The organism is Streptomyces sp. CAI-85 (assembly GCF_013363615.1).
Taxonomy (GTDB): domain Bacteria; phylum Actinomycetota; class Actinomycetes; order Streptomycetales; family Streptomycetaceae; genus Streptomyces; species Streptomyces antibioticus_B.
Map to the genome: position 1 here is coordinate 1 of NZ_JAANNX010000021.1, position 26,214 is coordinate 26,214.

Annotated in this window: 24 protein-coding genes; 12 read left to right on the top strand and 12 right to left on the bottom strand. The window is 69.8% G+C overall.

All coding sequences use genetic code 11. The annotated features are described in order from the left end of the window. Positions 1–1,369: 1,369 nt before the first annotated feature. A complete protein-coding gene (locus G6W55_RS22240) occupies positions 1,370–2,353 on the bottom strand; it encodes a hypothetical protein (RefSeq protein WP_254876379.1) in 984 nt (327 codons plus the stop codon). 191 nt (positions 2,354–2,544) lie between these two features. Further along, positions 2,545–3,129, bottom strand: coding sequence for a DinB family protein (locus G6W55_RS22245; RefSeq protein ID WP_175522593.1), 585 nt, complete (start codon positions 3,127–3,129; stop codon positions 2,545–2,547). Between the two features lie 146 nt (positions 3,130–3,275). Between G6W55_RS22245 and G6W55_RS22250 the strand changes: the two genes are divergently transcribed. Then, positions 3,276–4,103 carry a hypothetical protein gene (locus G6W55_RS22250; protein WP_175522594.1) on the top strand — a complete coding sequence of 276 codons (828 nt, stop codon included), beginning with the start codon at positions 3,276–3,278 and terminating at the stop codon, positions 4,101–4,103. A 126-nt stretch (positions 4,104–4,229) separates the two neighbouring features. Beyond that, on the top strand, positions 4,230–4,889 hold the full coding sequence (locus tag G6W55_RS22255) for an MSMEG_1061 family FMN-dependent PPOX-type flavoprotein (protein WP_175522595.1): 660 nt from the start codon (positions 4,230–4,232) through the stop codon (positions 4,887–4,889). Between the two features lie 21 nt (positions 4,890–4,910). On the opposite strand, the gene G6W55_RS22260 is transcribed toward G6W55_RS22255, so the two are convergent. From G6W55_RS22260 to G6W55_RS22275, 4 genes are all read right to left on the bottom strand, one after another. Next, positions 4,911–5,648 carry a hypothetical protein gene (locus G6W55_RS22260; RefSeq protein ID WP_175522596.1) on the bottom strand — a complete coding sequence of 246 codons (738 nt, stop codon included), beginning with the start codon at positions 5,646–5,648 and terminating at the stop codon, positions 4,911–4,913. A 57-nt stretch (positions 5,649–5,705) separates the two neighbouring features. Next, positions 5,706–6,137: a hypothetical protein gene (locus tag G6W55_RS22265; protein WP_175522597.1), complete on the bottom strand. Its 432-nt coding sequence runs from the start codon at positions 6,135–6,137 to the stop codon at positions 5,706–5,708. A gap of 185 nt (positions 6,138–6,322) precedes the next feature. Further along, positions 6,323–6,862, bottom strand: a complete 540-nt coding sequence (locus G6W55_RS22270) for a GNAT family N-acetyltransferase (RefSeq protein WP_175522598.1) — start codon at positions 6,860–6,862, stop codon at positions 6,323–6,325. Positions 6,863–6,925: 63 nt separating this feature from the next. After that, a complete protein-coding gene (locus G6W55_RS22275; RefSeq protein WP_175522599.1) occupies positions 6,926–7,573 on the bottom strand; it encodes a hypothetical protein in 648 nt (215 codons plus the stop codon). 162 nt (positions 7,574–7,735) lie between these two features. Between G6W55_RS22275 and G6W55_RS22280 the strand changes: the two genes are divergently transcribed. Beyond that, on the top strand, positions 7,736–8,749 hold the full coding sequence (locus tag G6W55_RS22280) for a LacI family DNA-binding transcriptional regulator (protein ID WP_030797326.1): 1,014 nt from the start codon (positions 7,736–7,738) through the stop codon (positions 8,747–8,749). A 628-nt stretch (positions 8,750–9,377) separates the two neighbouring features. Here the strand turns inward: G6W55_RS22280 and G6W55_RS22285 are convergent. The 6 genes from G6W55_RS22285 to G6W55_RS22310 form a co-directional block, all read right to left on the bottom strand. Further along, positions 9,378–10,190, bottom strand: a complete 813-nt coding sequence (locus G6W55_RS22285) for a carbohydrate ABC transporter permease (protein ID WP_175522664.1) — start codon at positions 10,188–10,190, stop codon at positions 9,378–9,380. 98 nt (positions 10,191–10,288) lie between these two features. After that, positions 10,289–11,245 (bottom strand): carbohydrate ABC transporter permease, encoded by a 957-nt coding sequence (locus G6W55_RS22290; RefSeq protein ID WP_175522600.1) that lies wholly within the window; start codon positions 11,243–11,245, stop codon positions 10,289–10,291. Positions 11,246–11,368: 123 nt separating this feature from the next. Further along, positions 11,369–12,667, bottom strand: a complete 1,299-nt coding sequence (locus G6W55_RS22295) for an ABC transporter substrate-binding protein (protein WP_030797321.1) — start codon at positions 12,665–12,667, stop codon at positions 11,369–11,371. 245 nt (positions 12,668–12,912) lie between these two features. Further along, positions 12,913–14,307 (bottom strand): GH1 family beta-glucosidase, encoded by a 1,395-nt coding sequence (locus tag G6W55_RS22300; protein ID WP_175522601.1) that lies wholly within the window; start codon positions 14,305–14,307, stop codon positions 12,913–12,915. 391 nt (positions 14,308–14,698) lie between these two features. Continuing rightward, entirely contained in the window at positions 14,699–15,049 is a 351-nt protein-coding gene (locus tag G6W55_RS22305) for an RDD family protein (protein WP_175522602.1), read from the bottom strand. 142 nt (positions 15,050–15,191) lie between these two features. Continuing rightward, positions 15,192–17,651: a hypothetical protein gene (locus G6W55_RS22310; RefSeq protein WP_175522603.1), complete on the bottom strand. Its 2,460-nt coding sequence runs from the start codon at positions 17,649–17,651 to the stop codon at positions 15,192–15,194. Between G6W55_RS22310 and G6W55_RS22315 the strand changes: the two genes are divergently transcribed. From G6W55_RS22315 to G6W55_RS22355, 9 genes are all read left to right on the top strand, one after another. After that, positions 17,644–17,808 (top strand): hypothetical protein, encoded by a 165-nt coding sequence (locus G6W55_RS22315; RefSeq protein ID WP_175522604.1) that lies wholly within the window; start codon positions 17,644–17,646, stop codon positions 17,806–17,808. The two genes, G6W55_RS22310 and G6W55_RS22315, sit on opposite strands and share 8 nt — an antisense overlap. 239 nt (positions 17,809–18,047) lie before the next feature. Beyond that, positions 18,048–18,686 (top strand): DUF4253 domain-containing protein, encoded by a 639-nt coding sequence (locus tag G6W55_RS39300; protein ID WP_175522605.1) that lies wholly within the window; start codon positions 18,048–18,050, stop codon positions 18,684–18,686. Positions 18,687–19,236: 550 nt separating this feature from the next. Beyond that, positions 19,237–20,532 (top strand): glycoside hydrolase family 6 protein, encoded by a 1,296-nt coding sequence (locus tag G6W55_RS22325; protein WP_175522606.1) that lies wholly within the window; start codon positions 19,237–19,239, stop codon positions 20,530–20,532. 141 nt (positions 20,533–20,673) lie between these two features. Next, the gene (locus tag G6W55_RS22330) at positions 20,674–20,844 is read left to right on the top strand and encodes a hypothetical protein (RefSeq protein ID WP_175522592.1); all 171 of its coding nucleotides are present in this window, start codon (positions 20,674–20,676) and stop codon (positions 20,842–20,844) included. Beyond that, the gene (gene kdpF, locus G6W55_RS22335; RefSeq protein WP_009326374.1) at positions 20,841–20,930 is read left to right on the top strand and encodes a K(+)-transporting ATPase subunit F; all 90 of its coding nucleotides are present in this window, start codon (positions 20,841–20,843) and stop codon (positions 20,928–20,930) included. The genes G6W55_RS22330 and kdpF overlap by 4 nt, the downstream gene beginning before the upstream one ends. An 8-nt stretch (positions 20,931–20,938) precedes the next feature. Continuing rightward, positions 20,939–22,600, top strand: coding sequence for a potassium-transporting ATPase subunit KdpA (gene kdpA / locus G6W55_RS22340; protein WP_030797308.1), 1,662 nt, complete (start codon positions 20,939–20,941; stop codon positions 22,598–22,600). A 41-nt stretch (positions 22,601–22,641) separates the two neighbouring features. Then, the gene (gene kdpB, locus G6W55_RS22345) at positions 22,642–24,765 is read left to right on the top strand and encodes a potassium-transporting ATPase subunit KdpB (RefSeq protein ID WP_175522607.1); all 2,124 of its coding nucleotides are present in this window, start codon (positions 22,642–22,644) and stop codon (positions 24,763–24,765) included. A gap of 5 nt (positions 24,766–24,770) precedes the next feature. Then, the gene (locus tag G6W55_RS22350; protein WP_030797303.1) at positions 24,771–25,439 is read left to right on the top strand and encodes a potassium-transporting ATPase subunit C; all 669 of its coding nucleotides are present in this window, start codon (positions 24,771–24,773) and stop codon (positions 25,437–25,439) included. Between the two features lie 46 nt (positions 25,440–25,485). Beyond that, entirely contained in the window at positions 25,486–26,169 is a 684-nt protein-coding gene (locus G6W55_RS22355) for a response regulator (protein ID WP_030797302.1), read from the top strand. The last annotated feature ends 45 nt before the right edge of the window (positions 26,170–26,214 follow it).

The following is a 26,214-nucleotide window of genomic DNA, read 5'->3' on the forward strand; positions in this document are numbered from 1 at the left end:
GGCGTCCGCAATGACCCCTTTTGCTAGTTGTGGTCGTATTCGCTGGTGCGGGTGTCCGTGTGAGCTGGCTCTCAATGTGCAGGTCAGGGGCGGTTATGGCATGCCCATGGCGTCCGTTATGCCCCACTAAGCCACATCGTAGGTGATGTGGGTCATGTGGGGTGCTTCACCGGTCAACCGCCTCGAACCGCGGGTCAAAGTGAGCGCCGTCACCCTGGCCCGCGGTCGCTCCTACTCGTCGCGCAGTTCCGCCGCCACCGCGGCCAGCGTTTCCGACTCCTCCTTGTGGCCCAGCGCGGACAGGAGGCCGATCGCCGCGTCGAGGCGGGCCAGGGCGGGCCCCGGCCGTTCCAGGTGGAAGCCCTCCACGGCGGCGGCGAGCCGGACGCACTCCGCCCACTCGACGGCCTGGTCATCGCCTTCCGGGCCGGGCTCGCCGAGCAGGTCGAGGGCCTTGTCCAGGGCCGTCAGGGCGTCCTCGTGCTCACCGGCGTACGCGTTGACCCGGCCGTACTCGTAGGCGAGGGCCGCGTCCAGGGGGCGGCCGTGGGCCTCGTACGCGGCGGCGCGCGCCTCGTCCGCGATCCGGCCCGCGTCGGTGAGGAAGGTGAGGGCGTCGGCGAGGCCGTCGGGGCCCTGTGCCCGCGCCTGGAGCCGGGCCAGCTCGCGCAACGCGCTGCTGAGCGACTCGTAGCGCGCGTCCCGGGCATGCGCGGCCAGTGCCTGGTCCACGACCTCGCGGGCCCGGCCGAACTCACCCGACTCGCCGAGCAGTACGGCCGTCTCCGCCGCGATCATGGCGTGGCTGCCGGGGTCGTCGTCCCAGCCGGCCGATTCGGCGGCGAGGGCGATGAACTCCGCCGTGGCGGCCTTGAGATCGTCGCCCGCATGGAGGGCGCGGGCGCGCGTCAGACGGAGCTGTGCGGTGAGCCGGCCGTCCAACTCGCCGCTGCTGACGTCGGGTTCGGACAGCAGGGAGTCGAGCAGGGCGATGCAGTCCTCGACGCGGCCGAGGTCGAGGGTGAGCTGAGCTGCGTTGCTGTACGTGCAGTAGGCGTCCGTGCGGCTGCCGTACCGCAGCTCCAGCTCCGCGGAGCGGGTCAGATGCCGCAGCGCCTCCTGCGCGCGGCCCAGGCGCATGCTGGCTTCGGCCAGGTCGGCGTGCAGACGCACGGTGCCGATCGCGCCGACGGGCCATTCGGCGGCCAGGCGTGTCCCCTCGGCCAGGTCGGCACGGGCGGACTCCGCGTCGCGAAGGCCCAGGTGGAGCCTGCCGCGCAGGCCGAGTGCGCTCGGGATGTGCCAGGCAGGTCCCTGCGCTCTGAGCCGGTCGAGGAGGGCGTCCATCTCCGCGACGGCGGTGGGCAGTTCACCGGCGAGGGCGTGGTTGCCGGCCCGCAGCATCATGGCGCGGGACATCTGCCCGGCGATGTCGTGCTCGGTGGCGTGCGCGAGCAGCAGGTCCGCCTCGGCGAGCGCCGGAGCGGCGAACTCCTTGTCCCTGGAAACCTGGAGACGCAGACCGAGCGCGGTCGCGCGCAGCCGCAGCAGCCGCCCCTCGAACCTCGGGGTGAGGCCGGTCGCCGCCTCCTGCATACGGACCATGGACGCGTGCGCGTCGGTCAGCGCGGCGGTTCTCGCTTCCGCCGACTCGGGCCATGGGGATCACACAGCCGAGGCGATGTCCGTCGGGCGCCTGGGCGAACGCCTTGCGCGCGAACTCCAGCGCCGCACCCGGCTCGCCGTGCCACCGAGGCTGGAGCTGCGACACCCACTCGATGTGTGTCTCCAGGTCCAGCGGTTCACGGCGCAGGGCGGCGTCGAGACGCGCCTCGTTCACCGCCGTACCCAGCGACATACCGCGGCCGGAGGTGAGCAGACGACGCCACGGCGCGACCCACTCGGGACGCAGCTCGGCCGCTTCGAGCAGGTGTTCCTCGGCGATGTGCAGCCGCTGGTGGAAGGTGCGCCACTGCTCCTGCGAGACCTCCGAGGCACGTGCGGAGGTACGCGCCTCCCAGCCCCAGACGATGTGGCGCGCGCCGGATATCAGCAGGGCCGTGGCCCGGTGCTCCTCGTCCGCCTCGGCGGCCCCGCCGATCCAGTACTCCACCCCGGCGATCTCGGCCAGCTCCCCCAGCACCTGATGGTCACGGCCGAGATCGAAGGGCGCGGAAGCCGTCTTGAGCTCCTCCCAGTGACCGGCTCGCGCCGCCTCCACCATCGCCAGGACCCGGGTGTCGCCGAGGGCCCGCAGCTTGTACACCCCGTTGCGCTTGTCCTTGCGCGACACCGGCAGGGCGTACGGATCCGCCGGTCTCTCCTCGTCCCCGCCGAACAGCTTCCCCCACATGCCGGGCCCCTCCCCATGATCCTGCTTGATCTGATCCTGCTTGATCGTCCGACGCAGCATAGGCGGTACCCATGACATCGCTGCCACAGGATTTCTTCCTGGTCAGGCGGGGTTCCGATCACGTCTCTCCGGTGTGATCACATGCGGCACCGGCCAGGGCCCGTCAGGCAGGCCGGGGACGAGGCGGCGGCTCAGGTATGGATCGCCACGGCCGACCGGGCGGCCCGCTCGATCTTGGCGCGGTAGGCCGCGCGGGCTTCCTCGTCGATGCGCTGCTCGTGTTCGGGGCGCATCCCGGTCCGGCCGTCGATGCCCTCACGGAGGATGTCGGCGTGCCCGGCATGCCGGTTGGTCTCGCCGAGGACATGGACCAGGACGGCGAACAGGTTCGTGTTGGGAGAGGGTTCCGGCCACCACGGCACATGGCCGGGGGCGTCGAGGGGAAGCTCGCCGATCGTCGCGTCCGCGTGGTCCCACGTACGCCGGTAGAACCCGACGATCTGGTCGCGGGTCTCGTCCTCGGCCGCCCACAGATCGCCGCCGTCGTGGTCCTGCCACCGGGGCAGCGGCTCCGGGGAGGGGCGGTCGAAGACCTCGCCGAAGTACCTGGCCTCGACGCTGGCCACGTGCTTGACCAGGCCGAGAAGGTTGGTCCCGGTCGCTGTGAGGGGCCGGCGGGCGTCGTACTCGGACAGGCCGTCGAGCTTCCAGAGCAGCGCCTGGCGGTCCCGCCGCAGTCTCCCGTGCAGGGTGTCCTTCGCGAAGTCGTCGATCATGCGGCATGAGCCTGCCACGGGGCGCTCGCGGCCTCAAGATCCCTCGCAGGGAGACGGCTCTGACCTGGGAGGTCCGGGGTCGGAGGGCATGAACTCGTCAGATAGGCTGCCGCCTCTCGCAACGGCAACCTCCTGAAGAGGTGTGAATGAAGACAGGCAGACGAACCGCCACGGTGGCCACGTTCGTGGGCGCGCTGGGCCTCTCGGTGCTGAACGCGCCGGCGGCTCAGGCGGCGGACACCGGTATCACCGTGTCGGGCATCGTCATCAACAACGGCAAGCCGATCGTCGTCGGCACGTCGAAGGTCGTGGAGCCGCCGATCCGCTTCAACATCGCCCTGCCCGCCGGGTACAGCACCGCCAACCCCTTCCGCTACGACGCGGAGCCGTTCCTCTACCGCGGCAGCATCAGCACGGCGGCCAAGACCGGTGAGAACTACATCGGGCCGGGCGGTTACACGTGCTACGAGACCGACGCCAAGCACGCTCGCTGTGAGGGCAACCTCTACATCGACCCGGACCGGACCCAGGATCACGTCGACTCCAACAGCGACGCCACGACCTGGAAGGTCGGCGTCACGCTACGGCTGTTCAAGGCCGACGGCGGCCTGAAGACCGAGGAACGGGAGACGCGCTCCACGACCGTCCCGTTCCGCCGCGCGGCCAAGGTCACCACCAACGCCTCCCCGGAACCGGTCACCAAGGGCAAGCCGATCACCGTCACGGGCAAGCTCACCCGGGCGAACTGGAGCACGAAGAAGTACGGCACCTATAGCGGCCGTACGGTCGGCCTCCAGTTCCGCGCGAAGGGCACCGACACCTACAAGACGATCAAAAAGGCCACCACCAGCAGCACGGGCAGCCTGAAGACCACGGTCACCGCCTCGGCCGACGGCCACTACCGCTGGGTGTACAACGGCAACGCCACAACGGGCGCGACCACGAGCACGGCCGATTACATCGACGTACGCTGACGGCGCGCAAAGGTGGCTCGGCCGGCAGGTCCGGCCGAGCCACGGCGGTCCGGGTCCCGCATCCGGCTTGGGCACTGGGCACACCCACGATGATCAATCACACGTCGGCCCATTACTGTCGAGGGCATGACGACACCCCTTGCCGGTAGTGCCTTCGACTCGCTCCGTCTCGACGCGGTGCCCGACCAGGAGGCGCTGCGGCAGGTCTACGAACTGCCCAAGGCCACGGCCATGCGCAAGCAGATGACCGAACTCACGGAGCAGACGCGGCGGTTGATCGGCTGCTCCTCGCTGGTCTTCGTCGCCAGCGCGGACGCCGACGGCAACTGTGACGTCTCCCCGCGTGGTGGCCCCGCCGGGTTCGTCGCCGTCCTGGACTCACGGACGGTGGCGATTCCGGACGCGACCGGCAACAAGCGTCTGGACACCTTGCAGAACGTCGTCGCCACCGGCAGGGCCGGACTGCTGTTCGTCATCCCCGGGCGTACCACGACGCTCAGGGTGAACGGCCGGGCCTGCGTCTCCACCCGCCCGGACCTGCTGTCGCAGCTCACCGCCGTGGGCAAGCCGCCGGCCAGTGCGCTGGTGCTGGGGATCGAGGAGGTCTACCCGCACTGCCCCAAGTCGCTTCTGCGCAGCGCGGCGTGGAAGCCGGAACAGTGGTTGCCGACGGACGCCCAGCCGACCTCGGCCGAGGTGACGCTGGCCCAACTCCGCATGCCGGAACTGACGATCGCCGACATCGAGCAGGCGGAGGCGGACTCGCTGAAGTACCGGTACGAGTAGGCGGGGAGAGAGGGGCGCGGTTCAGGCGTGCTGCATCCAGACGTTGGGCTCCTGATACACGCCCTCATCGGCCGAGCGGTTGATCCGCAGGAGGCTGAGCCCATCGGGGATCACGTAGTCGCCCGACTCGGGGAAGGCTAATCCGGTCCAGCGTTCCCACTCGGCGACCGTGCCCGTCATCGTCTGCGAAGCCGGCGCCGCCGAAAGGATCTTGGCGCCAAGACGCTGGTGGGTTCGAATCCAAGGGTCGAGGGCCATCCCGTCCTCACGGCTCCACCGCATGAATGTCTCGACCGGCGTCAACGGATACCGGGCCTTCATCGTCGGGCGAACCGGGGCGATGACCCGGTCCCAACCGGCTCGTTCCGCCGTCTGACGGAGCGCTTTGAGGGTTTCCCCGGCCAGCCCCTGTCCCTTCAACGCAGGCGTGACGATCGCTCCGCAGATCACCAGGGTATCGGGCTCGACTTCTCGCTCGCGGCCCTCGACGGCACGGACGAGCGCCTGGGTATAGCCCGTGGGGAGCGACTCGGGGAGCCCGTCCCAGCGAATGGGCACACCCCAGCCTGCGGCGACCGGTACATCACGCTCATCCACCAACGTGAGGTTCAGATCGGCGAACCACTCTCGGACCCTCCCGATGTATTCCTTCACCAGTCGGTCAGCGGTGATGAACTCCGGGAAGCCTTCGCTGTACAGCTCCTTGAGATGAGCGTCGTGCCAAGTACGGGAATCAGTGCGTTCGATCTTCAGGGTCATTGCCCGTTCCTAACACATCTCCTGAGATGAGCGGGTTTCCGTTCCCGTGCTGGAGGCTCACAGCAGGTCGTCCGTGTCGTACAGGCGCTCGTGCCACCAGGCGCCCCTGCGGCAGGGCTCGCGGTGGGCGAACACGTCCGGCAATGTCCTGTGCAGCAACTTCCCGTCGAGTTCGGTCAGGAGGGACTTCAAGTCGCGGCGGGCGTAACGGGGGAGCAGCGGGAGCATCCCCTCCAGGACGTCACGGGCCGCAGCAGGGTTGTGTTCGAGGTCGCAGCGCGTGCAGGTGCAGTAGTCGCGGCGCATGTAGAGGTACCGGCCCGAGGTGGCGAGGAAACGGCGTAGCGCGGCGACGGCGGCCCTGGTGATCCCCGGCGTCACGAGCCGGTCGGTGTACGGGGTTTGTCGCCGGTGCCGGGCGCTCGGGTCCGGGTCGGGGAGGGGCAAGGAGTCCGCGTGCAGGCACTCCGCCCGGTGAACGGCGGACACGGTTCGTGGGTCGAGGCGGTCGATCCGGGCCGGCCAGGGGAGCAGGTCGTCGGACGGAGGACTGAAGCGTCGGGCGCGCAGGGCGCCGGGCCGTCTACGCGGCACTGGCCTTTCGCTGTGTCGTCATGCGGTGATCATGCGACAGGCGGGGCAGGGATGTCCATCCTTGCCCCGTCCAGGCCCAGCTACCCCCAGGGCGTGCCCGGCGATCGCAGACCGAGCCACTGCTCGGCGCCCCAGGCACGGAACCGCTCCACCTCGGCGAACCCCAACTTCGCCGCCAGACGCATCGAGCGGGCGTTGGCGGTCTGGGTGGTGAGTACGACCGGCTCATCGGGATGGACGCCGGCGAACCAGTCCAGAGCCGCCGCGCACGCCTCACGGGCGTACCCGAATCCCCAGACCCGCGGCAGGAACAGGTAGCCGAGATCGACCTTTCCCACAGCGGCCGGGCGACGGTGTTCCGTGACTCTCCTGAGGAGGACCTGGCCGATCATCTCCCCGTCGAGATCGACCACGAGGCTCACCGGCTGCCGCCCGGGCACCGCGGGCATCTCGCGCTCAAGCTCGTCCCGCGAATGGGCGCCGCCGAGGTAGGCGTGCACCTCCGTCGACGTCAGCAGCTCCATGAACGCCGTACGGTCCCGGGCCTCGGACTCACGGAGCACGAGCCTCTCGGTCCGGAGGGGAGCAGTTGGCCAGGCCACGGGTCCGAGGTCAGTCATGCCGGCCACCCAATCAGCACGCCCGGCAGCGATCAAGGCTCCCTGGGACGCGGCCGGTTCCGCTCAGCCGTCCAGCCCGGCCGAGGGCGTGTCCCCGTTCTGCGCCTGCCGGGCCCGCTCGGCGAGCACCGCCGCCAGGTCCCGAACCGCCCCCTCGTCGATGCCGCCCTTGTCCGTAGCCGCTGTCTCGGTCCACAGCAGCACCGTTCCGACCCGGGTCTGGGTCACGGCGCCGGGCTCGCCGATGAAGCCGGAGGTGCCGAATCGAGCGTCACGCTCGTCACCGATCGAGCCGATCTCGAACGCCTTGGCCTTCTGCCCTGCCCTCTTGCCGTAGTAGCCGTCCCAGAGCACGTCATACGCCGCGTGGGCAGCTTGTTCGCTGTCGTAGGCGATGACCAGGAAGGTGACGGTGGCGGCGTTGTCGTCGTGCCGGAAGGTCGAGGCGCCGAAGAAGCGGGAGTTCTCACAGCCCGCGTTGCCCTTGATGGGGCAGGCCTGCGAACGGTAGAGCTTGTCCATCTGGACCGCCGTGGGCCGAGCGGACTCCTTCCACCCGGGCATGGCCTCGCCGTCCGGCAACGTCTCCCGTACCTGTTCCTTCGAAAGCGCCACCGCCTTGTCATTCCCACCGTCATCGCTATCACCACAGCCTGCCAACAGCAGCGCCGCCGCGATCGCCACGCACCACCGATGGGTCCTCATGGTCATGCCACCACCCCCTGGCGGTGATCTTACGCGGACCGCCTCCCCGCCCCGAGTGCGCAGCTCCGCAACCAGATCCCCCACGAACCCGCTAGCCCGACGCACCCCCGCCGGTCCAGAATGGAAGGGCTTCCAGTACTGTTGCGAACCAGGAGGGCCCCCGGTCTCATGAGTAATGTGCCACCGCCTCGCCGGCTGACGCTCGACCAGGTGGCCGAGCGGGCCGGTGTGTCCCGTTCGGTCGCCTCCCGGGTCCTCAACGACGCTCCGCACGTCAGCCGCGCCAAGCGCGAGGCCGTCGAGCGCGCGGTGCGTGATCTCGGCTTCGTCGCGAACTCCAAGGCCCGCGCGCTGGCGACCAGCCAGGCCGGCGTGGCCGCGCTCGTCATCTCCCAGCACGACCCCGCCGTACTGGCCGACCCCTTCTTCGGGCAGGTCATCGTCGGCGTGTCCGCCGTCCTGGAGGAGGCCGACCTCAACCTGATGCTGTGCCTGGCCGCGTCCGAGCGCGGACGGTCCCGTGTCGAGCACCTGCTGCGCTCCGGCGGCGTCGACGGCGTGATGATGATGGCCCTCCACGAGGACGACCCGCTGGCGGCCCTGGCGGAGCAGACGGCGACCCCCGTGGTGTTCGGCGGCAGACCGGTCGGCAAGGACCCGCGCTGGTACGTCGACATCGACAACGTCGCCGGCGCGCGCGTGGCCACGGATCATCTGCTGGCGCGGGGGCGCAAGAACATCGTCACCATCAGCGGGCCGCTGGACACCCAGGTCGGCCAGGCGCGGCACCGTGGATACCGGGAGGCGCTGCTGCTGGCGGGTGTGACGCCGCGGGAGCCCGAGACGGGGGACTTCGAGGAGGCGGGCGGCGCCGCCGCGATGACCAGGCTGCTCCAGGCCCATCCGGACCTGGACGGCGTCTTCGCGGCGAACGACAACATGGCGGCGGGCGCCCTGCGCGCGCTGCGGCAGGCGGGCCGTTCGGTGCCCGGCGAGGTGTCGGTCGTCGGGTTCGACGATCTCGCCGTCGCGCAGATCGCCGAGCCCGCGCTGACCACCGTCCACCAGCCGATAAGGAATCTGGGGCGGGAGATGGCGCGCATGCTGGTCGGGCTGATCGGCGGCCAGGACCCCAGCCCGCTCCTGCTCCCCACGCACCTGGTGGTGCGCGCGAGCAGTTGACCGAGCGGGCCGGGAACACGCCAAGGGCGCGCCCCGCCTAGGCGGGAGTGCGCCCGGCCCACGTGGGGAAGGCACCGGGCCCGGGCGGGGAATGCGGTGGGCCCACGCGGGAATGCGCCGGGCCCACGCGGGGAATGCGGCGGCCCCGGGCGGAGAATGCGCCCGGGGCACGCGGGGAACGCGCCCGGCGCAGACCGGAAACGCGCCCGGCGCACGCCAGGAGCGTGTGCCAGCAGCGCGCCCCAACGCATACGCATGCCAGCAGCGCGCCCCCGACACATGCCCGGGGCGCGCCCGGCACACGCCCGGGGCGCGTGCGACACATGCCAGGAGTCCGCCCGGGGCGCCCCCCCCGGACACTCACCAGGAGCGCGCCCGCCCCCCGCGAAACCGCATCCGGGGCGGGCACGCCCTCGTGTCCGCGGCACGCGCCAGGCAGCGTCGGTCGCATCGGTACGACCACAGCGGGGGAGCATTTCTGCACTGCCTGACGCGAGCGACGGACACGAGGACGGGCCCCGACAGCCCGGACGGTCCCGACAACCGGCACGGGTCCGGACGGTCCCGACAACCCGCACGGCCCCCACAACCCGCACGGCCCGGACGGTCCTGCCGTCGGCTCTCCCCCTCAGCCCTTGACGGCCCCGTGCATGATCCCCCCGACGATCTGCCGCCCGAGCAGACCGAACACGACCAGCACCGGCAGGGTTCCGAGCAGGGTGCCAGCCATGATGACGGACTGGTCGTGGACGTAACCACCGCCGAGCTGGCGCAACGCCACCTGCACCGTGGGCTCTTGGGACGACAGGGCGATGATGGGCCAGAAGAAGTCGTTCCACGCGGTCATGAAGGTGAGCAGCCCGAGCACGGCCATCGCCGGACGGGCGATGGGGACGACGATGGTCCAGAAGATGCGTGAGGTGGAGGCGCCGTCGACACGGGCGGCCTCGATCAGTTCGTCGGGCAGCGACTGCGCGATGTACTGCCGCATGAAGAACACACCGAACGCGGACACCAGGCTCGGCAGGATGACCGCCTGGAGCTGATTGGCCCACTGGAGCTTGGCGATGATCATGAAGAGCGGGATGACGCCGAGCTGCGGCGGGATCATCATGGTGGCGACGGTGAAGGACAGCAAGGCGTTACGGCCGCGGAAGCGCAGCTTGGCGAACGCGAACCCCGCCAGCGTCGAGCACAGCACCGTACCGACGGTGATCGAGGTCGACACGATCAGGGAGTTGAGCAGGGCCTTGCCGATGTCGGCCTGGTGCAGGGCCTGTTGGAAGTTGTGCAGCAGGTTCGGTCCGGGCCACAGCACAGGGGGCACCCGGGCGATGTCCGCGTTGGAACGGCTGGCCGCGACCAGCGTGTAGTAGAGCGGGAACATCGACACGAGGGTCGCGAGGATCAGGAACGCGTACGTCAGACGGCCCGCGTGCATGGTGCGCCCGGAGCGCCGACGGCGTCGTACGGGGGCCGGACTCGCGGCGGACTTCCCGGCCGCGGGCGTCCGCTGGGTGTCTGTCAGGGTGGTGGTGGTCACCGGGCTGTCTCCTTGGCCGTACGGCGGCGCGCGAGCAGGGTGTTGAGCCCGACGAGCAGCAGGATGAGCAGGAACATCACCCAGGCGATCGCCGCGGCCCGCCCGAGGTGGAAGAACGACCAGCCCTGCTCGTACATGTAGAGGCCGAGGGTCTGGTACTGGTGGCTGATGCCACCGGACGCCGAGCCCTCGAACAGCAGGGGCTCACCGAAGAGTTGGGTCGCGCCGATGGTGGACATGATGACGGCGAACACGATGGTCGGGCGCAGCCCGGGAAGCGTCACATGGAAGAACTGGCGCCACCGCGAGGCCCCGTCCACCTCGGCGGCCTCGTAGAGGTCACCGGGAATGGACTGCATGCCGGCCAGGAAGATGAGGGCGTTGTAGCCGGTCCAGCGCCAGATGACGATGCAGGAGACGGCGGTCTGCGACGTCCAGGTGCCGGTCTGCCAGTCGACCGGGCTGATCCCGAACAGCGACAGCGCGTAGTTCACCAAGCCGAAGTCATGGCCGAACAACTGGGCGAAGACGAGCGTCGCGGCGGCCACCGAGGTGGCGTACGGCAGCAGCATCACGGTGCGGAAGAACGTGCGCCCGCGCAGCCGGTAGTTGAGCAGATGCGCCAGCCCGAGCGCGAGCATGAGCTGAGGAATGGTCGACAGCGCGCCCAGGGTGAAGGTGTTGCGCAGGGCCGTCCAGAAGAAGGGGTCCTCGAAGATGGCGACGTAGTTGTCCCAGCCGCGCCATGCCTTGTCGCCGGACGTCTGGAGTTCGACGCGGTAGAAGGAGATGTACGCGGTGTAGATCAGCGGAAAGAGGCCGAACGCCGCGAACAGGGTGAAGAACGGTGCGAGATAGCTGTACGGCGACACGGCGCGCAGGAACCGGCGGGCCGGAGCCGGCCGGGGCGCGCTCCGGGGTGGGGCGCTGGGCGCGGGAGCGGTGAGAGTCATGCGACGGCCCTTCGGGCATCGGAGACGGCAGGTGCGGGAGCGAGGTGAAGGGAGGGACCGGAAGCGCTTCCAATATGGGATGCGACGGGATTGGAAGCGCTTCCGGTCCTGCGGCGGAAAGGATCAGCCGAGGGCGTTCTTGACACCCTTCTTCACGTTGTTCCACGCGGTGCTCGAGCTCGTGCCCTTGCGCTCCACCTCGAACAGCGCCTTCGCGATCTGCTCCTGCACGTCCTGGTCGTTCACGCCGAGGATCTGCACCGGCGCCTGCTCGGCGGCACTGCCGAAGATCTCACCGATCGGGGCGCCCGAGAAGTACGGGTCCTTGGTGTCCGCCACCTTCTCGATCGCCGGGACGCTGGAGGGGAAGTTGCCGATCCGCTGGAAGAGCTTGGCCTGCTGCTCCGGGGCGGTCAGCCACTGGACCAGGTCATACGCCTCCTTCTTGTGCTGGCTCATCTTCGGGATGGCGAGGTAGGAGCCGCCCCAGTTGCCGGCCCGTCCGGGCATCTTGGCGACGTCCCACTTGCCCTCGCCCGCCTTGCCGGCCTGGCCCTTGATGTAGCCGAGCATCCAGGCGGGGCACGGCAACGTGGCGAACGAACCCGCGGCGAACGCCTGGTTCCAGGAGGGCGACCACTGGTCCAGCGAGCCGCTCAGCCCGGCCTCGGCGGCCTCGACGGAGAGGTCCCAGGCTTCCTTGACGGTGGGGCTGGTCTCCCAGATCAGCTTGCCGGAGGTGTCGTAGTAGCGCTCCTCGGACTGTCCGGCGACGTTCGTGTAGATGCTGCGCACGCTGTCGATCCAGGCGCTCTTGCCGGGCGCGCTCTTCTTGTACTGCTCGCCGAGTTCGAGGTACCCCTGCCAGGTGGACCACTGCTTGGCGAGCACCTCGCGGTCGGTCGGCAGACCGGCCTTCTTGAGGAGGTCGGTGCGGTAACACATGGCCCCGGGACCGTTGTCGGTGCCCAGGCCGATCACCGCGCCGTCCTTGGTGGTGGCCGCGCCCCACTTGGCGGCGGTGAAGTTCTTCTTGAGCTTGCCGGCGCCGAACTGGTTGAGGTCCTCGAACTTGTCGCTCTGCAACTGCGCGACGGACGTGATGCGGCCGATCTCCACGCCCTGGATGTCGGCGAGACCGCCGCCGCCCGCGAGGCGCGTCTGGAGCGACTTCCAGTAGTTCTGCTCCTGCTCGGTGTCGGTCTGCTTGATGGTGATGTTCGGGTGGAGCTTCTCGTACTCCTTGTAGAGGCCGGCCTCCTCGAAGCCGAACGTCCCGAACAGGTCGATGCTCAGGGTGACTTTGCCGTCGCTCTGCTGGCCGCCGGTCGAACCGGAGCCGCAGGCGGCCAGCAGGGTCGAGGCCAGCGCGACGGCGCCCAGCCGGATCAAGGTGCTTCTCGCGGCTCGTGCGATGTGCATGGGGAAGCCTCCTAGGACTTCGTGATGGAACGCTTTGGAAGCGCTCCCAGTCGACGGGTGGAGCCTGCCGCTCCTCGGGGTGTCCCGTCAAGACTCGAAACAGGAGAGACTCCGTGGGGAGTCGAGAAACCCGTACTTCCGACGACGGCGGGCTCCCTTGCTTCAAGACATGAAGCGAGGGGGCGACGTGTGGGCCGTACGGCGCCGGAAGGTGACGGCACGAAGCCGTCGGGGGCAGGGGTGTGTCAGCGGGTACGGCTGCTGCGGGCGGCCTCGCGCAGCCACACGGCGCTCTGCTTCAGCGTGCGCCGCTGGGTCTCGAAGTCGACGTGGACGACACCGAAACGCTTGTCGTAGCCGAACGCCCACTCGAAGTTGTCCAGCAGGGACCAGGCGAAGTAGCCCCGGACGTCGACGCCCTCCAGGCGGGCCCGGGCCACCGCGGCCAGGTGATCGGCGAGGTAGGCGGTGCGCGGCGAGTCCTGGATCTGGCCGTCCTCGTCGGTGCCGAAGGCGCTGTCGTCGAAGGCGGCGCCGTTCTCCGTCACATAGAGGGGCGGCGTCGGATAGTCCCGGTCGATGCCGATGAGCAGGTCGGTCATGCCCTGCGGGTAGATCTCCCACGGCATGGCGGTCAGCGGCAGCTCGGGCTGGGGCACCCGCCGGGGCTCCCCGTCGTCACCGCCCGGCGCGACCGTGTCGCTGAAGTAGTAGTTGATGCCGAGGAAGTCCAGCGGCTGCGCGATGACTTCGAGATCCCCGTCCCGCACCGGCAGGGGAGCGCCGCGGCGTTCGAGATCCTCGCTCACGTCCTTGGGGTAGCGGCCGAGCAGGACCGGGTCGAGATACAGGCGCCGGCCCATCCCGTCCGCCTGCCGCGCGGCGTCGAGGTGCTCGGGGGAGTCGCCGGCGGCGTACACCTGGGCCGGATTGAACGTGATCCCGACCTCCGCCGGCCGCTCGACCGTCGCGCGGATCCGCTGCGTGGCCAGACCGTGCCCGAGCAGCAGATGATGCACGGCCCGCACGGCGGCGGGGAAGTCCTTGCGGCCCGGGGCGTGGCAGCCGACGTGGTAGCCGAGCATGGCCGAGCAGAAGGGCTCGTTGAGCGTGATCCAGTGGTGCACGCGGTCCCCGAGACGGCCGACGGCGATCTCGGCGAAGTCCGCCAGACGGTACGCGGTGTCCCGGTGCGGCCAGCCGCCCGCGTCCTCCAACTCCTGCGGCAGATCCCAGTGGTAGAGCGTCGCCCAGGGAGCGATGCCGCGTTCGAGGAGCCCGTCGACCAGACGATCGTAGAAGTCCAGACCCTTGGCGTTCGCGGGGCCCCGCCCACCGGGCTGGATGCGCGGCCAGGACAGGGAGAAGCGGTAGGCGTCCAGCCCGAGGCCGCTCAGCAGGTCGAGGTCCTCGGGCAGGCGGTGGTAGTGATCGCAGGCCACGTCACCGTGGTCGCCGTTCTCGACGGCACCGGGCGTGCGGCAGAACGTGTCCCAGATCGACGGGGTGCGCCCGTCCACCGCCGCCGCCCCTTCGATCTGGTAGGCGGACGTCGCCGCACCCCAGAGGAAGTCGGCGGGGAGACCGGGGAAGTCGGGAAGGCCGGGGTCGGGCTGGATGGGGCCGTGTTTCGTACTCATGGGGCTCTCCGTCGGTGACAAGGATCGACCGGATGCACGGGGCCGACCGAACCGGCGGAGTCCACGTGCGGGGCACTCTTGGGAGCGCTCCCAAGAAGATGGGTCGTGAACTGGGGGCTGTCAAGGGTCGGTGGGGCGGGAGAAGTTGAGTGGAGCGCGGCATCGAGGTTCCCGATTGCGGGATGGTATGCGGCGCTGAGCTGCGGGTTTTCGTGGGGATGTGGGCAGGCGGAGAAGATCCTGATGGGGGCCGCCCCTTGACATTCCTGGCGCGTTTTCGGCTAGGTTTGGTAGCGCTTCCAGTGCAACGGGGTCTCGGAATGACATGCGTCCAGGACGTACCGGCGAACCGGTGCGTCCTGGACGGTCGGACGAGAGGGGGAGAAAACGCTCAGGCGCTGCGCTTGACGACGACCGAGCCGGCCATCGAGTCCACCAGGTTCTGCTTCTCGCTGCCGAAGATCTTGAACAGGTTGATCCAGGCCACGATGGACAGGGTGATCGTGCTGAGGAAGCCCAGCACCATGCCGCCCAGCAGGAAATTGCGGACGAACATCTCGCCCCAGGTCAGCCGGGCGCCGGTGTCCTTCTTCACGATGCTCAGGCCCAGGAGCTTCTGGCCCGGGTTCGCCGAGTCGGTGGACCAGGTGACCATGGCCCAGGCAAACCAGCCGATGCCCAGGGTGACGACCGCCAGCAGGAGGTTGAGCAGATAGGCGCCGAAGCGCGCGCCGGCGCCCACGCGCAGCTCCTTGGGGACCGCCTGCGTGACGTGACCGCGCCGACTCCGACGCAGGCAGCAGGCTTCGGCCCGGCACCCGTGGTACCCGCCGTCCCGGCCGCGCCCGTCGTCCCCGCCCAGATGCCGGGTTACCCCGGCGCGACTACCAGTCGTAGTAGCCGGAGTCGAAGGTCACGGTGGGTGCGGATCCCGAGAGGTCGACCGTCGCCGAGAAGGACTGCGTGCAGGTGTCCTGCTGCTTCTCCTTGGTGTCGTCCCAGGTGTCGACGCTGACCCAGCTCACCGCGAAGTCGAGGGTGCCGGTGACCATGACGGTTCCGTCTTCGGCCAGTTCGGTGTCGAGGACCGGCTCCGACTGCTGGGTCCAGACGACGTCCTCGGTCTCGTCGAGCGAGGAGTAGTAGGTGTCCGGGGTCAACGGGCAGTCCTCGGGTTCGAGGGTCGTGCTCCGCTCCGCGCACCGGGTCAGCTCGGTGAACACGGCTTCCTGCACGGCCTGTTCGCCCTGGTCGGTGAGTGCCGCCTCAAGGGCGTCGGGGGTCGCGCTGTCGCCGGGTTCCACCGTGACCGAGCCGCCGCCGCTGGCAGCTACAGAGCCGGAGTTCACACCCTCGACGGTCACCGTGCCCGGAAAGACGGCGAGTTCGGCGGTGCCGTCGTGCAAGGGGACCGGGACACCGTTCACCTTGGCCTTGTCGAGCAGCGAGGACGCCGTCACTTCCACGCGCGCCAAGCCGTCCGACACCTTCCAGTTCCGCCACAGGCCGAGGTGCTTGTCCTCGTCGTCGGCGATCAGGAGCAGGGACGTCTCGTACTCCTCCCCGTCCACCGAGTAGGTGACGGTGGCGGTGGCCAGCGTCCCGGACTCGTCCACGTCGTCGACGCTCACGTCGGTCAGCGGGGCGGCCTTGCGCTGGGCGTTCAGCGCGGCCTGCGTCAGCAGCGGTCCGGAGTCCGGGTCGTCGAGCAGCGCGAGGGCGTCGTCGGCCCGTCCGTCCGCGACGGCCCGCAGGTAGTCCTCGGCGGCGGCCTTCGGGCCGTAGACCTGCGAATCCACGATCGACCAGGCGGCCGTACCGCCACCGCCGAGCAGGACGACGGCGATCAGGCCGATGCCGGTGAGCCGTGCCCACTTCGCGTCGGTGGCCAGCGGCGGGCAGGCGAGCGGCTCGGCCGGCGCGCTCGCCGGCCGGGACGGCACCGTGCGGCCCTTGCGCTGCGCGGCGTCGGCGAGCAGCGCGGCCCACTGCGGGTGTACGGGCAGGCCGGGCAGGCGCAGGATCCACGCACCGGCGGCGGGGAAGGCGCTCAGCAGCGGCCGGGTGAGGAACTGGGCCGCGACCAGCAGCAGTCCACCCCACAGCAGCGCCACGAACAGCGCTCCGAAGACGCTCAGGCCGAAGGACACGGAACCGTGCGCCGTGCCGCTGGCGCCGAAGGGGCCCACCCCGATGTCGACGCCTCCGTCGATCGAGGCGTGCAGACCGGACACGACGGCGAGCGGCACCCACAGCACGGCCATGGCGGCCGCGAACCTCCACAGGGTGCTCAGCATGCGCTCCCGGGGGTCGTGGGCCAGCGCGTGACGGATCGCGGCGACGATCACCACGAAGGCGACGAGGAGCAGCAGCAGATAGGCGGCCCCGGGCATGTTGCCGGTGAAGAGGCCCGCCTTGGCGTCCTCCAACTGGCTGGTGTCGTCGTTGCCGAGGAAGGACTCGACGCTCGCGCCGCCCTTCAGGGAACTGCCGGCGGTGACGCCCATGGCCACACCGGCCAGCCAGACGGCCGAGTTGACGAGGGTGAGCAGCGAAAGTCCGAGTGCGGCACCGGTGTTCAGATCGCCGGTGTCGCCGAAGACGGCGAAGCCCAGCGCCGTCAGGGCGGCGAGGCCGAGCAGCACCGCGCTCACCGTGCTGGCGGCGATGAACGGGGACCGCCAGCCGTGCAGCCGTCCGGCGAACGCACCCGGCAGCCCGCTCACGGCGCCGCGGCGGACGGCGGCACGGGCGGCGAAGTCGGCGAGGAAGACGAAGAGGACGGTGTACGGAAGCAGCGGCCACAGGCTGACGCCCAAGTCGACCGACACCGGCCCGAGTTCCTCGGTCCGCATGCCGAAGACGGCGGAGGAGTGGGTGGCCGCCACCAGCACGCTCATGGCGACGGCGTAGACGAGAGCACCGGTGGCGGACCGGCCCGCGACACGCGCCCAGGTCTCCGCCACCGCGCGCCGCTCGCCGCGCCGGACGAACCACCACACGGCGAACAGGGCGGTGCATGTGAACAGCAGCATCTGAAGGGTGACGCCGAACTCCGCCTGACCGGCGACGGATCCGGACGTCACGTCACCGAACCCGCTGCCCGATTCGGGGTCTCCGGCCCCCTCGATCGTCAGACCGAGCGTGCCTCGAAGGGCCAGCCCGGCCAGCCACACCGTGGTGGTCAGCCAGTCGCCCACCGTGCCGGTGTGCTCCTCGGGGAGGAACTGGGCGGTGACGACGAGGACGACGAACAGCAGGACGAGCTGGCTCCCCAGAGCCGAAAGGGCGCTGACGGCGGCGGACTTGGCGGACTGTGCGTCCGGCCGGACACGGGTGAACAAGACGGACAGACGGCCCGGCGCCGGGGCGTTCCACATCCCGGGCGGCGCGGACGGCACGGGAGAGGTGGGCGGTGCAGGCGGCATCGGCGGTGTCATCGGCGCCGCCGCGGGCTGCGCGGGCACGACCGGTGCCCCGCATCTGCCGCAGAACGCATGACCTGCGGCTATGGGTTCAGCGCAGGACGGACAGGTGCTCATTTGCTTCCCTGATGACTAGTAGGCCCGACGGACCTACAGGTGGAGTCACGCGAACTCCCCGACCACCCGGACACATCGCGGGTCTGCTGATGCGACCGCGCCATGAACGCCCGAACCGGCAAGGAAGTTCTTCACAATGTGAAGATCCTGTGGTTGATGCGTGAAGCAAATAGATAGCAGCCCTAGGTGACTTATGCAATGTACAAGCGTCCCCGACGTGGCCCTGACCGGCACAAACGCCCCGACGGAGTCGGTTGGGCAGCACTGCCGGAGAGCGGCCTGTACCCCATCCTGCTGGAGTACCCGGACGACTCGTTCGAGCCGGCGGGCGGCGGCTACGGCGCTGAGGCCGACGCCGCCTCGTACCTCCGGAGCCGGTGGACCGACGACTCATGGCCGCCGTTCCCGGAGTGGCCAGGTCTCGCGCGGCCTGCCGTGACGTCAGCCGACGTGGACGCGTGCGCGGGTGAGGTGGCGTCCGCTGTCGCCCGCGACGGCCGAGCCAGGTGCCTCGCCCTCGTTCAGGTCTCGCGGGGCGCTGATGCGCCCGCCGCCGTGGGCTGGAAGGGGATGTTGAACCACATGACTGCGCAGGAGCTGTCGGCGGCGCTGCGCTCCTGGGAGGACCGGTTCGGTCTGCGTGTCGTGGGCTTCGGGCACGGCAGCCTGTATGTCTCCGTCGCCGGTCGGCCGGCGGACGTCCAGCAGGCCCAAGTCCTCGCCGCGGAGCATTACCTGGCCTGTCCGGACGTCTTCTTCATGGATCCCGACCTGGACTGGTCCACGTATCACGAGGACCTGATGACGCGCGGGGACTGGTGGTTCTGGTGGGACTGACCCGTCGCGTCGAACTGGAAGTGCTTCCAAGCTGATCTAGCCCGTTTCGCCCACCGCGGCCCGCCCACCATGCGGAGCCCGGCCAGTAGGTGAACCCCCACTTCGGGAAGATGACGGCGGCTCTTGGAAGCGTCAGCAAAGAGTTCAAAGATTGAAGAAGGCGGAGCACCCCCGTGGCTCGAGGTGTGATCCACGGGAAATCGCTTCAGTCTTCCGTCCCTTGGAACTTCACAATGTGAACGAGTGTCGGGACTACCGCCGCGCCATCACACCCCCGTCAACTCCCCTCTCGACGGCAGTCGTTACATGCTTGACATCAGACATCGCCAGCACCATCATCAGGACACCGCTGGAAGCGCTCCCAAAAGTGCTTGCCCCTCGCTACCCCGCGCCACCCCACGTCAGAGCGGTCTGAGCCGACGGGCCCGTGTGCCGCCCCTGCCGGTCGGACCCGCGTACACCAGCCGGGGCCAGGTGAACCACACCACCCTCCCCGGCAGGCAGCAACGCCTCGTCCTCGTCACCCCCTTGTCAAGGAGAGCCCCCGCCCATGAGCCGCCCCCTCCCGATACGCCACCTGGCCACCATCGCGTGCGCAGCCGTCACCGCCCTCGGCCTCACCGGTCAGGCGATGGCGGCACCCTCCGCCACGGACCGCACCACCGACCGCCGCGCGCTCTCCCACGACACCCGCTTCTACGTCGACCCGGCCAGCAAGGCCGCCAAGCAGGCCGTCACCGATCTGCGCGAAGGCCGGCTGGCCGACGCGCTGAACATGGCGAAGCTCGCCTCCTGGCCCGAGTCGTTCTGGCTGACCGAAGGCACCCCCGACGAGGTCCGGCGCCGCGTCCAGGGCATCATGAAGGCCGCGAAGGCCGCCCACGCGGTCCCCGTCCTGGTCCTCTACAACGTGCCCGGCCGCGATTGCAGCTTCTACTCCAGCGGAGGCGCGGCCGACGCCGCCGCCTACGACGCATGGGTGCAGGGCGTCGCCCAGGGCATCGGCAACGGCAAGGCCCTCACCGTCGTGGAGCCGGACGGACTCGCCCTGCTCCCCAAGGACTGCGGCGCGAACGCCGACCCGACCGGTACACAGACCACGGAGCGGATCGCGAGCGTCAGGTCGGCGGTCGAGACCCTCGCCCAGCGGCCCGCGACCTCGGTGTACATCGACGCCGGCAGCAGCAACTGGCAGCCGGTCGGAACCATCGCCCAGCGGCTGCTGGACGCCGGACTCGACCAGGCCCAGGGCTTCGCCCTCAACGTCTCCAACTACCAGCCCACCGACCAGTTGAACCGCTACGGCACCTGGGTCTCCAAGTGCGTCCGCCACGCCACGGCGGACGACTCCGGCTCCACCGCGGACCGCACGGCCGAATGCGCCAACCAGTACTACTCGTCCGCCGCCCCCAACGACGGCCAACCCGGCAACGCGGTCTCCTTCGAGGACACCTCCACCTGGCGCTGGACCGACGCCTGGTACGACGAGAACGTCGGCACACCGCCCGCCGGTGAACTCACCCACTACGTCCTGGACACCAGCCGCAACGGCCTCGGCGCCTGGACCTCACCGCCGGGCAAGTACACCGACCCCGAGCACTGGTGCAACGCCCCGGGACGCGGCGTCGGACCCCGCCCCACCGCCGACACCGGGCAGCCCCTGGCGGACGCCTACCTCTACGTGAAGATCATCGGCGAGTCCGACGGCACCTGCCACCGCGGCACCCCCGGTCCCGGTGACCCCGAGTACGGCGGCGTCGAGGACCCGCCGGCCGGCGCGTGGTGGCCCGACTTCGCCCACACCCTGGCCCGCAACGCCAAGCCGAAGCTCACCTTCAACTGGTAGCAGGGCGCCCAGGCCCGGACCCGCACCGCCCGCGAGCGGCACCGGTCCGGGCCTGACGCCGTTCCGGCACGAGTTCCCCTGGTCACAGGCACGAACAGTCGGCGTATGGGTTCCGTCAAGATCCCCCGCACCCCCGTATGAGTGCCGTCAACGGGCGTCCCGGACCGGCCACGGCCGAGTTTTCATCTACTCGTCCGTTCCAACCGCCCCTGCCTCCAGGAGTTCGCGATGGCCGATCTGGCCTTCGTCGTCACCGCGCTCGCGGGTTTCGCGCTGGTGGCCCTCATCGCCAAGGGGGTGACGAAGCTGTGACCGCCGAGAACGTCGTCGGCCTGGTCGTGGCCGTCGCCCTGCTGGGCTATCTCGTCCTCGCCCTGATCTTCCCGGAGAGGTTCTGAGAGACGCCATGGGCCCCATAACCGCCGGCGTGCTCCAGCTCGTCGCGCTGACGGGCGCGCTGGCGCTCGTCCACATCCCCCTCGGCAACCACCTGGCCAGGGTCTACTCCTCCCGGCGCCATCTGCGGATCGAGAAGTGGATCTACAAGGGCATCGGTGCCGACCCCGACACCGAGATGACCTGGACCGCGTATCTGCGCGGAGTCCTCGCCTTCTCCGCCGTCGGCGTGCTCTTCCTCTACGGCCTCCAGCGGCTCCAGGGTGTCCTGCCCGGCTCGCTCGGCTTCGACGCGATCGATCCGGACCAGGCGTTCAACACGGCCGTGTCGTTCGTGACCAACACCAACTGGCAGTCGTACTACGGCGAGCAGGCCATGGGCCACGTCGTGCAGACCGCCGGGCTCGCCGTGCAGAACTTCGTCTCCGCGGCCGTCGGCATGGCCGTCGCCGTGGCGCTGGTGCGCGGTTTCGCGCGGTCCCGCTCCGGTGAGCTGGGCAACTTCTGGTCCGACCTGGTGCGCGGTGTCGTACGCGTCCTGCTGCCGCTGGCGTTCGTCGCCGCGGTCGTACTCGTCGCCTGCGGGGTGATCCAGAACTTCTCCGGCATCCACGAGGTCGGCCAGTTCATGGGCGGCTCGCAGCAGTGGAACGGCGGGGCGGTCGCCTCCCAGGAGGCCATCAAGGAGCTGGGCACCAACGGCGGCGGCTACTTCAACGCCAACTCCGCGCACCCCTTCGAGAACCCCACCCCGTTCTCCAACCTCTTCGAGATCTTCCTGATCCTCGTCGTGCCGTTCTCGCTGCCCCGCGCCTTCGGCGTGATGGTCGGCTCGGTGCGGCAGGGCTACGCGATCCTCGCCGCGATGGGCACCATCTGGCTCGGCTTCGTCGCGCTGATGATGTGGACCGAGTTCTCCCACCACGGCCCGGCCTTCGACCTGGCCGGCGGGGCGATGGAGGGCAAGGAGGTCAGGTTCGGCATCGGCGGCTCGTCGATCTTCGCCGTGTCGACCACGCTCACCTCCACCGGCGCGGTCGACTCCTTCCACTCCTCCTTCACCGGCCTCGGCGGCGGCATCACCCTGCTCGGCATGATGCTGGGCGAGATCGCGCCCGGCGGCGTGGGCTCCGGCCTCTACGGCATGCTGATCATGGCCGTCATCGCGGTGTTCATCGCCGGTCTGATGGTCGGCCGCACCCCCGAGTACCTGGGCAAGAAGATCGGCACCCGCGAGATCAAACTGGCCGCCCTCTACATCCTGGTCACCCCGGCGCTCGCGCTGGTTCTCACGGCCTTCGCGATGGCCCTGCCGACCCCGGCGCACTCCATGACCAACAGCGGGGCGCACGGGTTCTCGGAGATCCTCTACGCCTACACGTCCGCCGCGAACAACAACGGCTCGGCCTTCGCCGGTCTGAACGCCGACACCCAGTGGTTCAACAGCACCCTGGGCCTGGCCATGCTGTTCGGCCGGTTCGTGCCGATCGTGTTCGTGCTGGCGCTCGCCGGCTCGCTGGCCCGGCAGACGCCCGTCCCGGCCACCGCGGGCACCCTGCGCACCGAGAAACCGCTGTTCACCGGGCTGCTGGTGGGCGCGATCCTCATCATCACCGGTCTCACCTACTTCCCCGCCCTCGCACTGGGCCCGCTCGCCGAGGGGCTGGCGTGACGACCACCCGCACCGAAACCCATGAGAAGTCAGAGGACTCCATGTCCACACCCGCCTCCGCCCTCGCGCCCGACCAGGACGCCTCGGCAGACCGCCGTACGCCCCACGACAGCGGCCGTGTCGGCGCCGGCCTCTTCGACGCCAGGCAGTTGGTGAAGTCGCTGCCGGACGCGTTCCGCAAGCTCGACCCGCGGGTGATGATCAAGACTCCCGTGATGTTCGTGGTCCTCGTGGGCTCCGTCCTGACGACGGTCTTCTCCCTCAAGGACCCCGGCGACTGGTTCGGCTGGACCGTCAGCGCCTGGCTCTGGCTCACCGTGCTCTTCGCCAACCTCGCGGAGGCCGTCGCCGAGGGCCGCGGCAAGGCACAGGCCGAGACCCTGCGCCGGGCCAAGACCGGCACCGTGGCGCGCAAGACCGACGGGGCCGTGATCCCCGGCACCGAGCTGCGGATCGGCGACCTGGTCGTCTGCGAGGCCGGAGACGTCATCCCCGGTGACGGCGATGTCGTCGAGGGCGTCGCCTCGGTCGACGAGTCCGCCATCACCGGTGAGTCGGCGCCCGTCATCCGCGAGTCCGGCGGCGACCGCTCGGCCGTCACCGGCGGCACGAAGGTCCTGTCCGACCGGATCGTCGTCAAGATCACGACCAGGCCCGGTGAGACCTTCATCGACCGGATGATCAGCCTGGTCGAGGGCGCGGCCCGGCAGAAGACACCCAACGAGATCGCGCTGAGCATCCTGCTGGCCTCGCTGACGATCGCGTTCCTGCTGGCGGTGGCGACCCTGCCGCCGTTCGCCGACTACGCCGGCTCCGAGCTGAGTGTCGTCGTGCTGGTCGCCCTGCTGGTCTGTCTGATCCCCACCACCATCGGCGCCCTGCTCTCCGCCATCGGCATCGCGGGCATGGACCGCCTGGTCCAGCGCAACGTGCTGGCCACCTCGGGCCGGGCGGTCGAGGCCGCCGGTGACGTCTCCACGCTGCTGCTCGACAAGACCGGCACCATCACGCTCGGCAACCGCCAGGCCGCCGCGTTCCTGCCGGTGCCCGGTACGACGGAGGCCGAGGTCGCCGACGCGGCCCAGCTCTCGTCGCTGGCCGACGAGACACCCGAGGGCCGTTCCGTCGTCGTCCTGGCGAAGGAGCGGTACGGACTGCGCGAACGGCACCAGGGCGAGCTGGTGGGCGCCGAGTGGATCGAGTTCAGCGCCCGGACCCGGATGTCGGGAGTGGACGTCGACGGCCGCAAGGTCCGTAAGGGCGCGGCGAGTTCGGTGATCGCATGGGTGGCCGAACGGCAACGAGAAGCTGCCCGGCCTGCACAGGGCCCCGAATCCGCCCAGGACGCGCGGGAGTTGACCGACCGCATCGCCGCCGAGGGCGGCACCCCGCTCCTCGTGGCCGTCGAAGACGCCGACGGCGCCCGCGTGTTGGGCGTCATCCACCTCAAGGACGTCGTCAAGGACGGTATGCGCGAGCGGTTCCGGGAACTGCGCCGCATGGGCATCAAGACGGTCATGATCACGGGCGACAACCCGCTGACCGCCAAGGCGATCGCCGAGGAGGCGGGCGTCGACGACTTCCTCGCCGAGGCCACGCCCGAGGACAAGATGGCGCTCATCAAGCGGGAACAGGCCGGCGGCAAACTGGTCGCGATGACCGGCGACGGCACCAACGACGCCCCCGCGCTGGCCCAGGCGGACGTCGGCGTGGCGATGAACAGCGGTACGTCGGCCGCCAAGGAGGCCGGCAACATGGTCGACCTCGACTCCGATCCGACCAAGCTCATCGAGATCGTCGAGATCGGCAAGCAACTCCTCATCACCCGGGGTGCGTTGACCACGTTCTCCATCGCCAACGACGTCGCGAAGTACTTCGCGATCATCCCGGCGCTGTTCGCGGCGGTCTACCCGGGCCTTGACCGGCTCAACATCATGGGCCTGTCCTCGCCGGACTCCGCGATCCTGTCGGCCGTGATCTTCAACGCGCTGATCATCGTCGCGCTGGTGCCCCTGGCCCTGAAGGGCGTGCGGTACCGGCCGGTGAGCGCGGACCGGATGCTCCGCCGCAACCTCGCCGTCTACGGCCTCGGCGGCCTGGTCGCGCCCTTCGTCGGCATCAAGGTCATCGACATGCTTCTCTCCCTCGTCCCAGGAATCGGCTGATCGCCATGAACAACTCTGTGACCAACACCGCCCGGCTGCTGGGGGCGGGCCTGCGCGCCCTCCTCGTGCTGACCCTGGTGACGGGCGTGGTCTACCCGCTCGCCGTCACGGGCATCGCCCAGGGCCTGTTCGGCGACAAGGCGAACGGCTCGGAGATCACCTCCGGCGGCAAGGTCGTCGGCTCCGCCCTGATCGGCCAGGCGTACCACCTGCCGCTCAAGGAGGGGGAGGAGACCCCGGCCGCCGACCTGCGGTGGTTCCAGGGCCGACCGCAGAACGGCCTCGGCACCAACAGCGTCAACACCCAGTACTCGATCATCCTGTCCGGTGCCACCAACCGGTCCGGCGACAACGCCGAGCTGATCCGTTGGGTCAAGGACGCCAAGGCGGCCGTCGTCCGGGACAACTCGGTGCCCGGCCACACCGTGAAGCCGTCGGACGTCCCCGCCGACGCGGTCACCTCCTCCGGCTCCGGCCTCGACCCCGACATCTCACCGTCGTACGCCGGACTCCAGGTCCATCGGGTGGCGCAGCGCAACGGGCTGCCCGTCGCCGAGGTGCGGCGGCTCGTGGCGGAGCACACCGAGGGCCGTACGCTCGGCTTCATCGGTGAGCCGCGGGTGAACGTGCTGGGGCTCAACATCGCCCTGAGGGACCTCATGGCACGGAACTGACCGCGTCCCGCTCGGGCCCGGCGAACGACAGGAGAGGCACACACCCATGACCCGGGTGCTCGTGGTGGAGGACAACCCGCAGCTCGTGCGGGCCCTGGTGATCAACTTGCAGGCGCGCCACTACGGCGTGGACGCCGCCCCCGACGGGGCCACGGCCCTGCGGCTGGCCGCCGCCCGCCAGCCCGACGTGGTCCTGCTGGACCTCGGCCTGCCCGACATGGACGGCGTCGAGGTCATCAGGGCCCTGCGCGGCTGGACCCGGGCGCCGATCCTGGTGCTGTCCGCCCGGCAGTCGTCGAGCGAGAAGGTGTCCGCGCTCGACGCCGGCGCGGACGACTACATCACCAAGCCGTTCAGCATGGACGAACTCCTCGCCCGGCTGCGCGCCGCCGTCCGGCGCACCGAGGACGTCCCGGTCGCCCCCGAGACCTCGCTGGTCGAGACGGACGGCTTCACCATCGACCTGCTGGCCAAGAAGGTCGTCCGGGGCGGGCAGGACGTACGGCTCACCCCGACCGAGTGGCATCTGCTGGAGATCCTGGTCACCCACCCGGGCCAACTCGTGACACAGAAGCACCTCCTCCAGGAGGTCTGGGGCATCTCGCAGCGCAACAAGAGCAACTACCTGCGCGTCTACATGGCCCAACTCCGCCGCAAACTGGAGAACGACCCCTCCCACCCCCGCTATCTGATCACCGAGCCGGGCATGGGCTACCGCTTCGAAGCGTGACCCCGCGACGGCCCCGGAACCCCAACCCCATAGCCACACCGAGGA

Bases quoted from the DNA above. Each gene is read 5' to 3' on its own strand.
- G6W55_RS22300 (WP_175522601.1), bottom strand. From the start codon at position 14,307: ATGAGTACGAAACACGGCCCCATCCAGCCCGACCCCGGCCTTCCCGAC.
- G6W55_RS22270 (WP_175522598.1), bottom strand. From the start codon at position 6,862: ATGACTGACCTCGGACCCGTGGCCTGGCCAACTGCTCCCCTCCGGACC.
- G6W55_RS22285 (WP_175522664.1), bottom strand. From the start codon at position 10,190: ATGCACGCGGGCCGTCTGACGTACGCGTTCCTGATCCTCGCGACCCTC.
- G6W55_RS22325 (WP_175522606.1), top strand. From the start codon at position 19,237: ATGAGCCGCCCCCTCCCGATACGCCACCTGGCCACCATCGCGTGCGCA.
- kdpA (WP_030797308.1), top strand. From the start codon at position 20,939: ATGGGCCCCATAACCGCCGGCGTGCTCCAGCTCGTCGCGCTGACGGGC.
- G6W55_RS39300 (WP_175522605.1), top strand. From the start codon at position 18,048: ATGTACAAGCGTCCCCGACGTGGCCCTGACCGGCACAAACGCCCCGAC.
- G6W55_RS22260 (WP_175522596.1), bottom strand. From the start codon at position 5,648: ATGACCCTGAAGATCGAACGCACTGATTCCCGTACTTGGCACGACGCT.
- G6W55_RS22290 (WP_175522600.1), bottom strand. From the start codon at position 11,245: ATGACTCTCACCGCTCCCGCGCCCAGCGCCCCACCCCGGAGCGCGCCC.
- G6W55_RS22355 (WP_030797302.1), top strand. From the start codon at position 25,486: ATGACCCGGGTGCTCGTGGTGGAGGACAACCCGCAGCTCGTGCGGGCC.
- G6W55_RS22295 (WP_030797321.1), bottom strand. From the start codon at position 12,667: ATGCACATCGCACGAGCCGCGAGAAGCACCTTGATCCGGCTGGGCGCC.
- G6W55_RS22240 (WP_254876379.1), bottom strand. From the start codon at position 2,353: ATGTGGGGGAAGCTGTTCGGCGGGGACGAGGAGAGACCGGCGGATCCG.
- G6W55_RS22280 (WP_030797326.1), top strand. From the start codon at position 7,736: ATGAGTAATGTGCCACCGCCTCGCCGGCTGACGCTCGACCAGGTGGCC.
- kdpB (WP_175522607.1), top strand. From the start codon at position 22,642: ATGTCCACACCCGCCTCCGCCCTCGCGCCCGACCAGGACGCCTCGGCA.
- G6W55_RS22250 (WP_175522594.1), top strand. From the start codon at position 3,276: ATGAAGACAGGCAGACGAACCGCCACGGTGGCCACGTTCGTGGGCGCG.
- G6W55_RS22245 (WP_175522593.1), bottom strand. From the start codon at position 3,129: ATGATCGACGACTTCGCGAAGGACACCCTGCACGGGAGACTGCGGCGG.
- G6W55_RS22255 (WP_175522595.1), top strand. From the start codon at position 4,230: ATGACGACACCCCTTGCCGGTAGTGCCTTCGACTCGCTCCGTCTCGAC.
- G6W55_RS22350 (WP_030797303.1), top strand. From the start codon at position 24,771: ATGAACAACTCTGTGACCAACACCGCCCGGCTGCTGGGGGCGGGCCTG.
- G6W55_RS22275 (WP_175522599.1), bottom strand. From the start codon at position 7,573: ATGACCATGAGGACCCATCGGTGGTGCGTGGCGATCGCGGCGGCGCTG.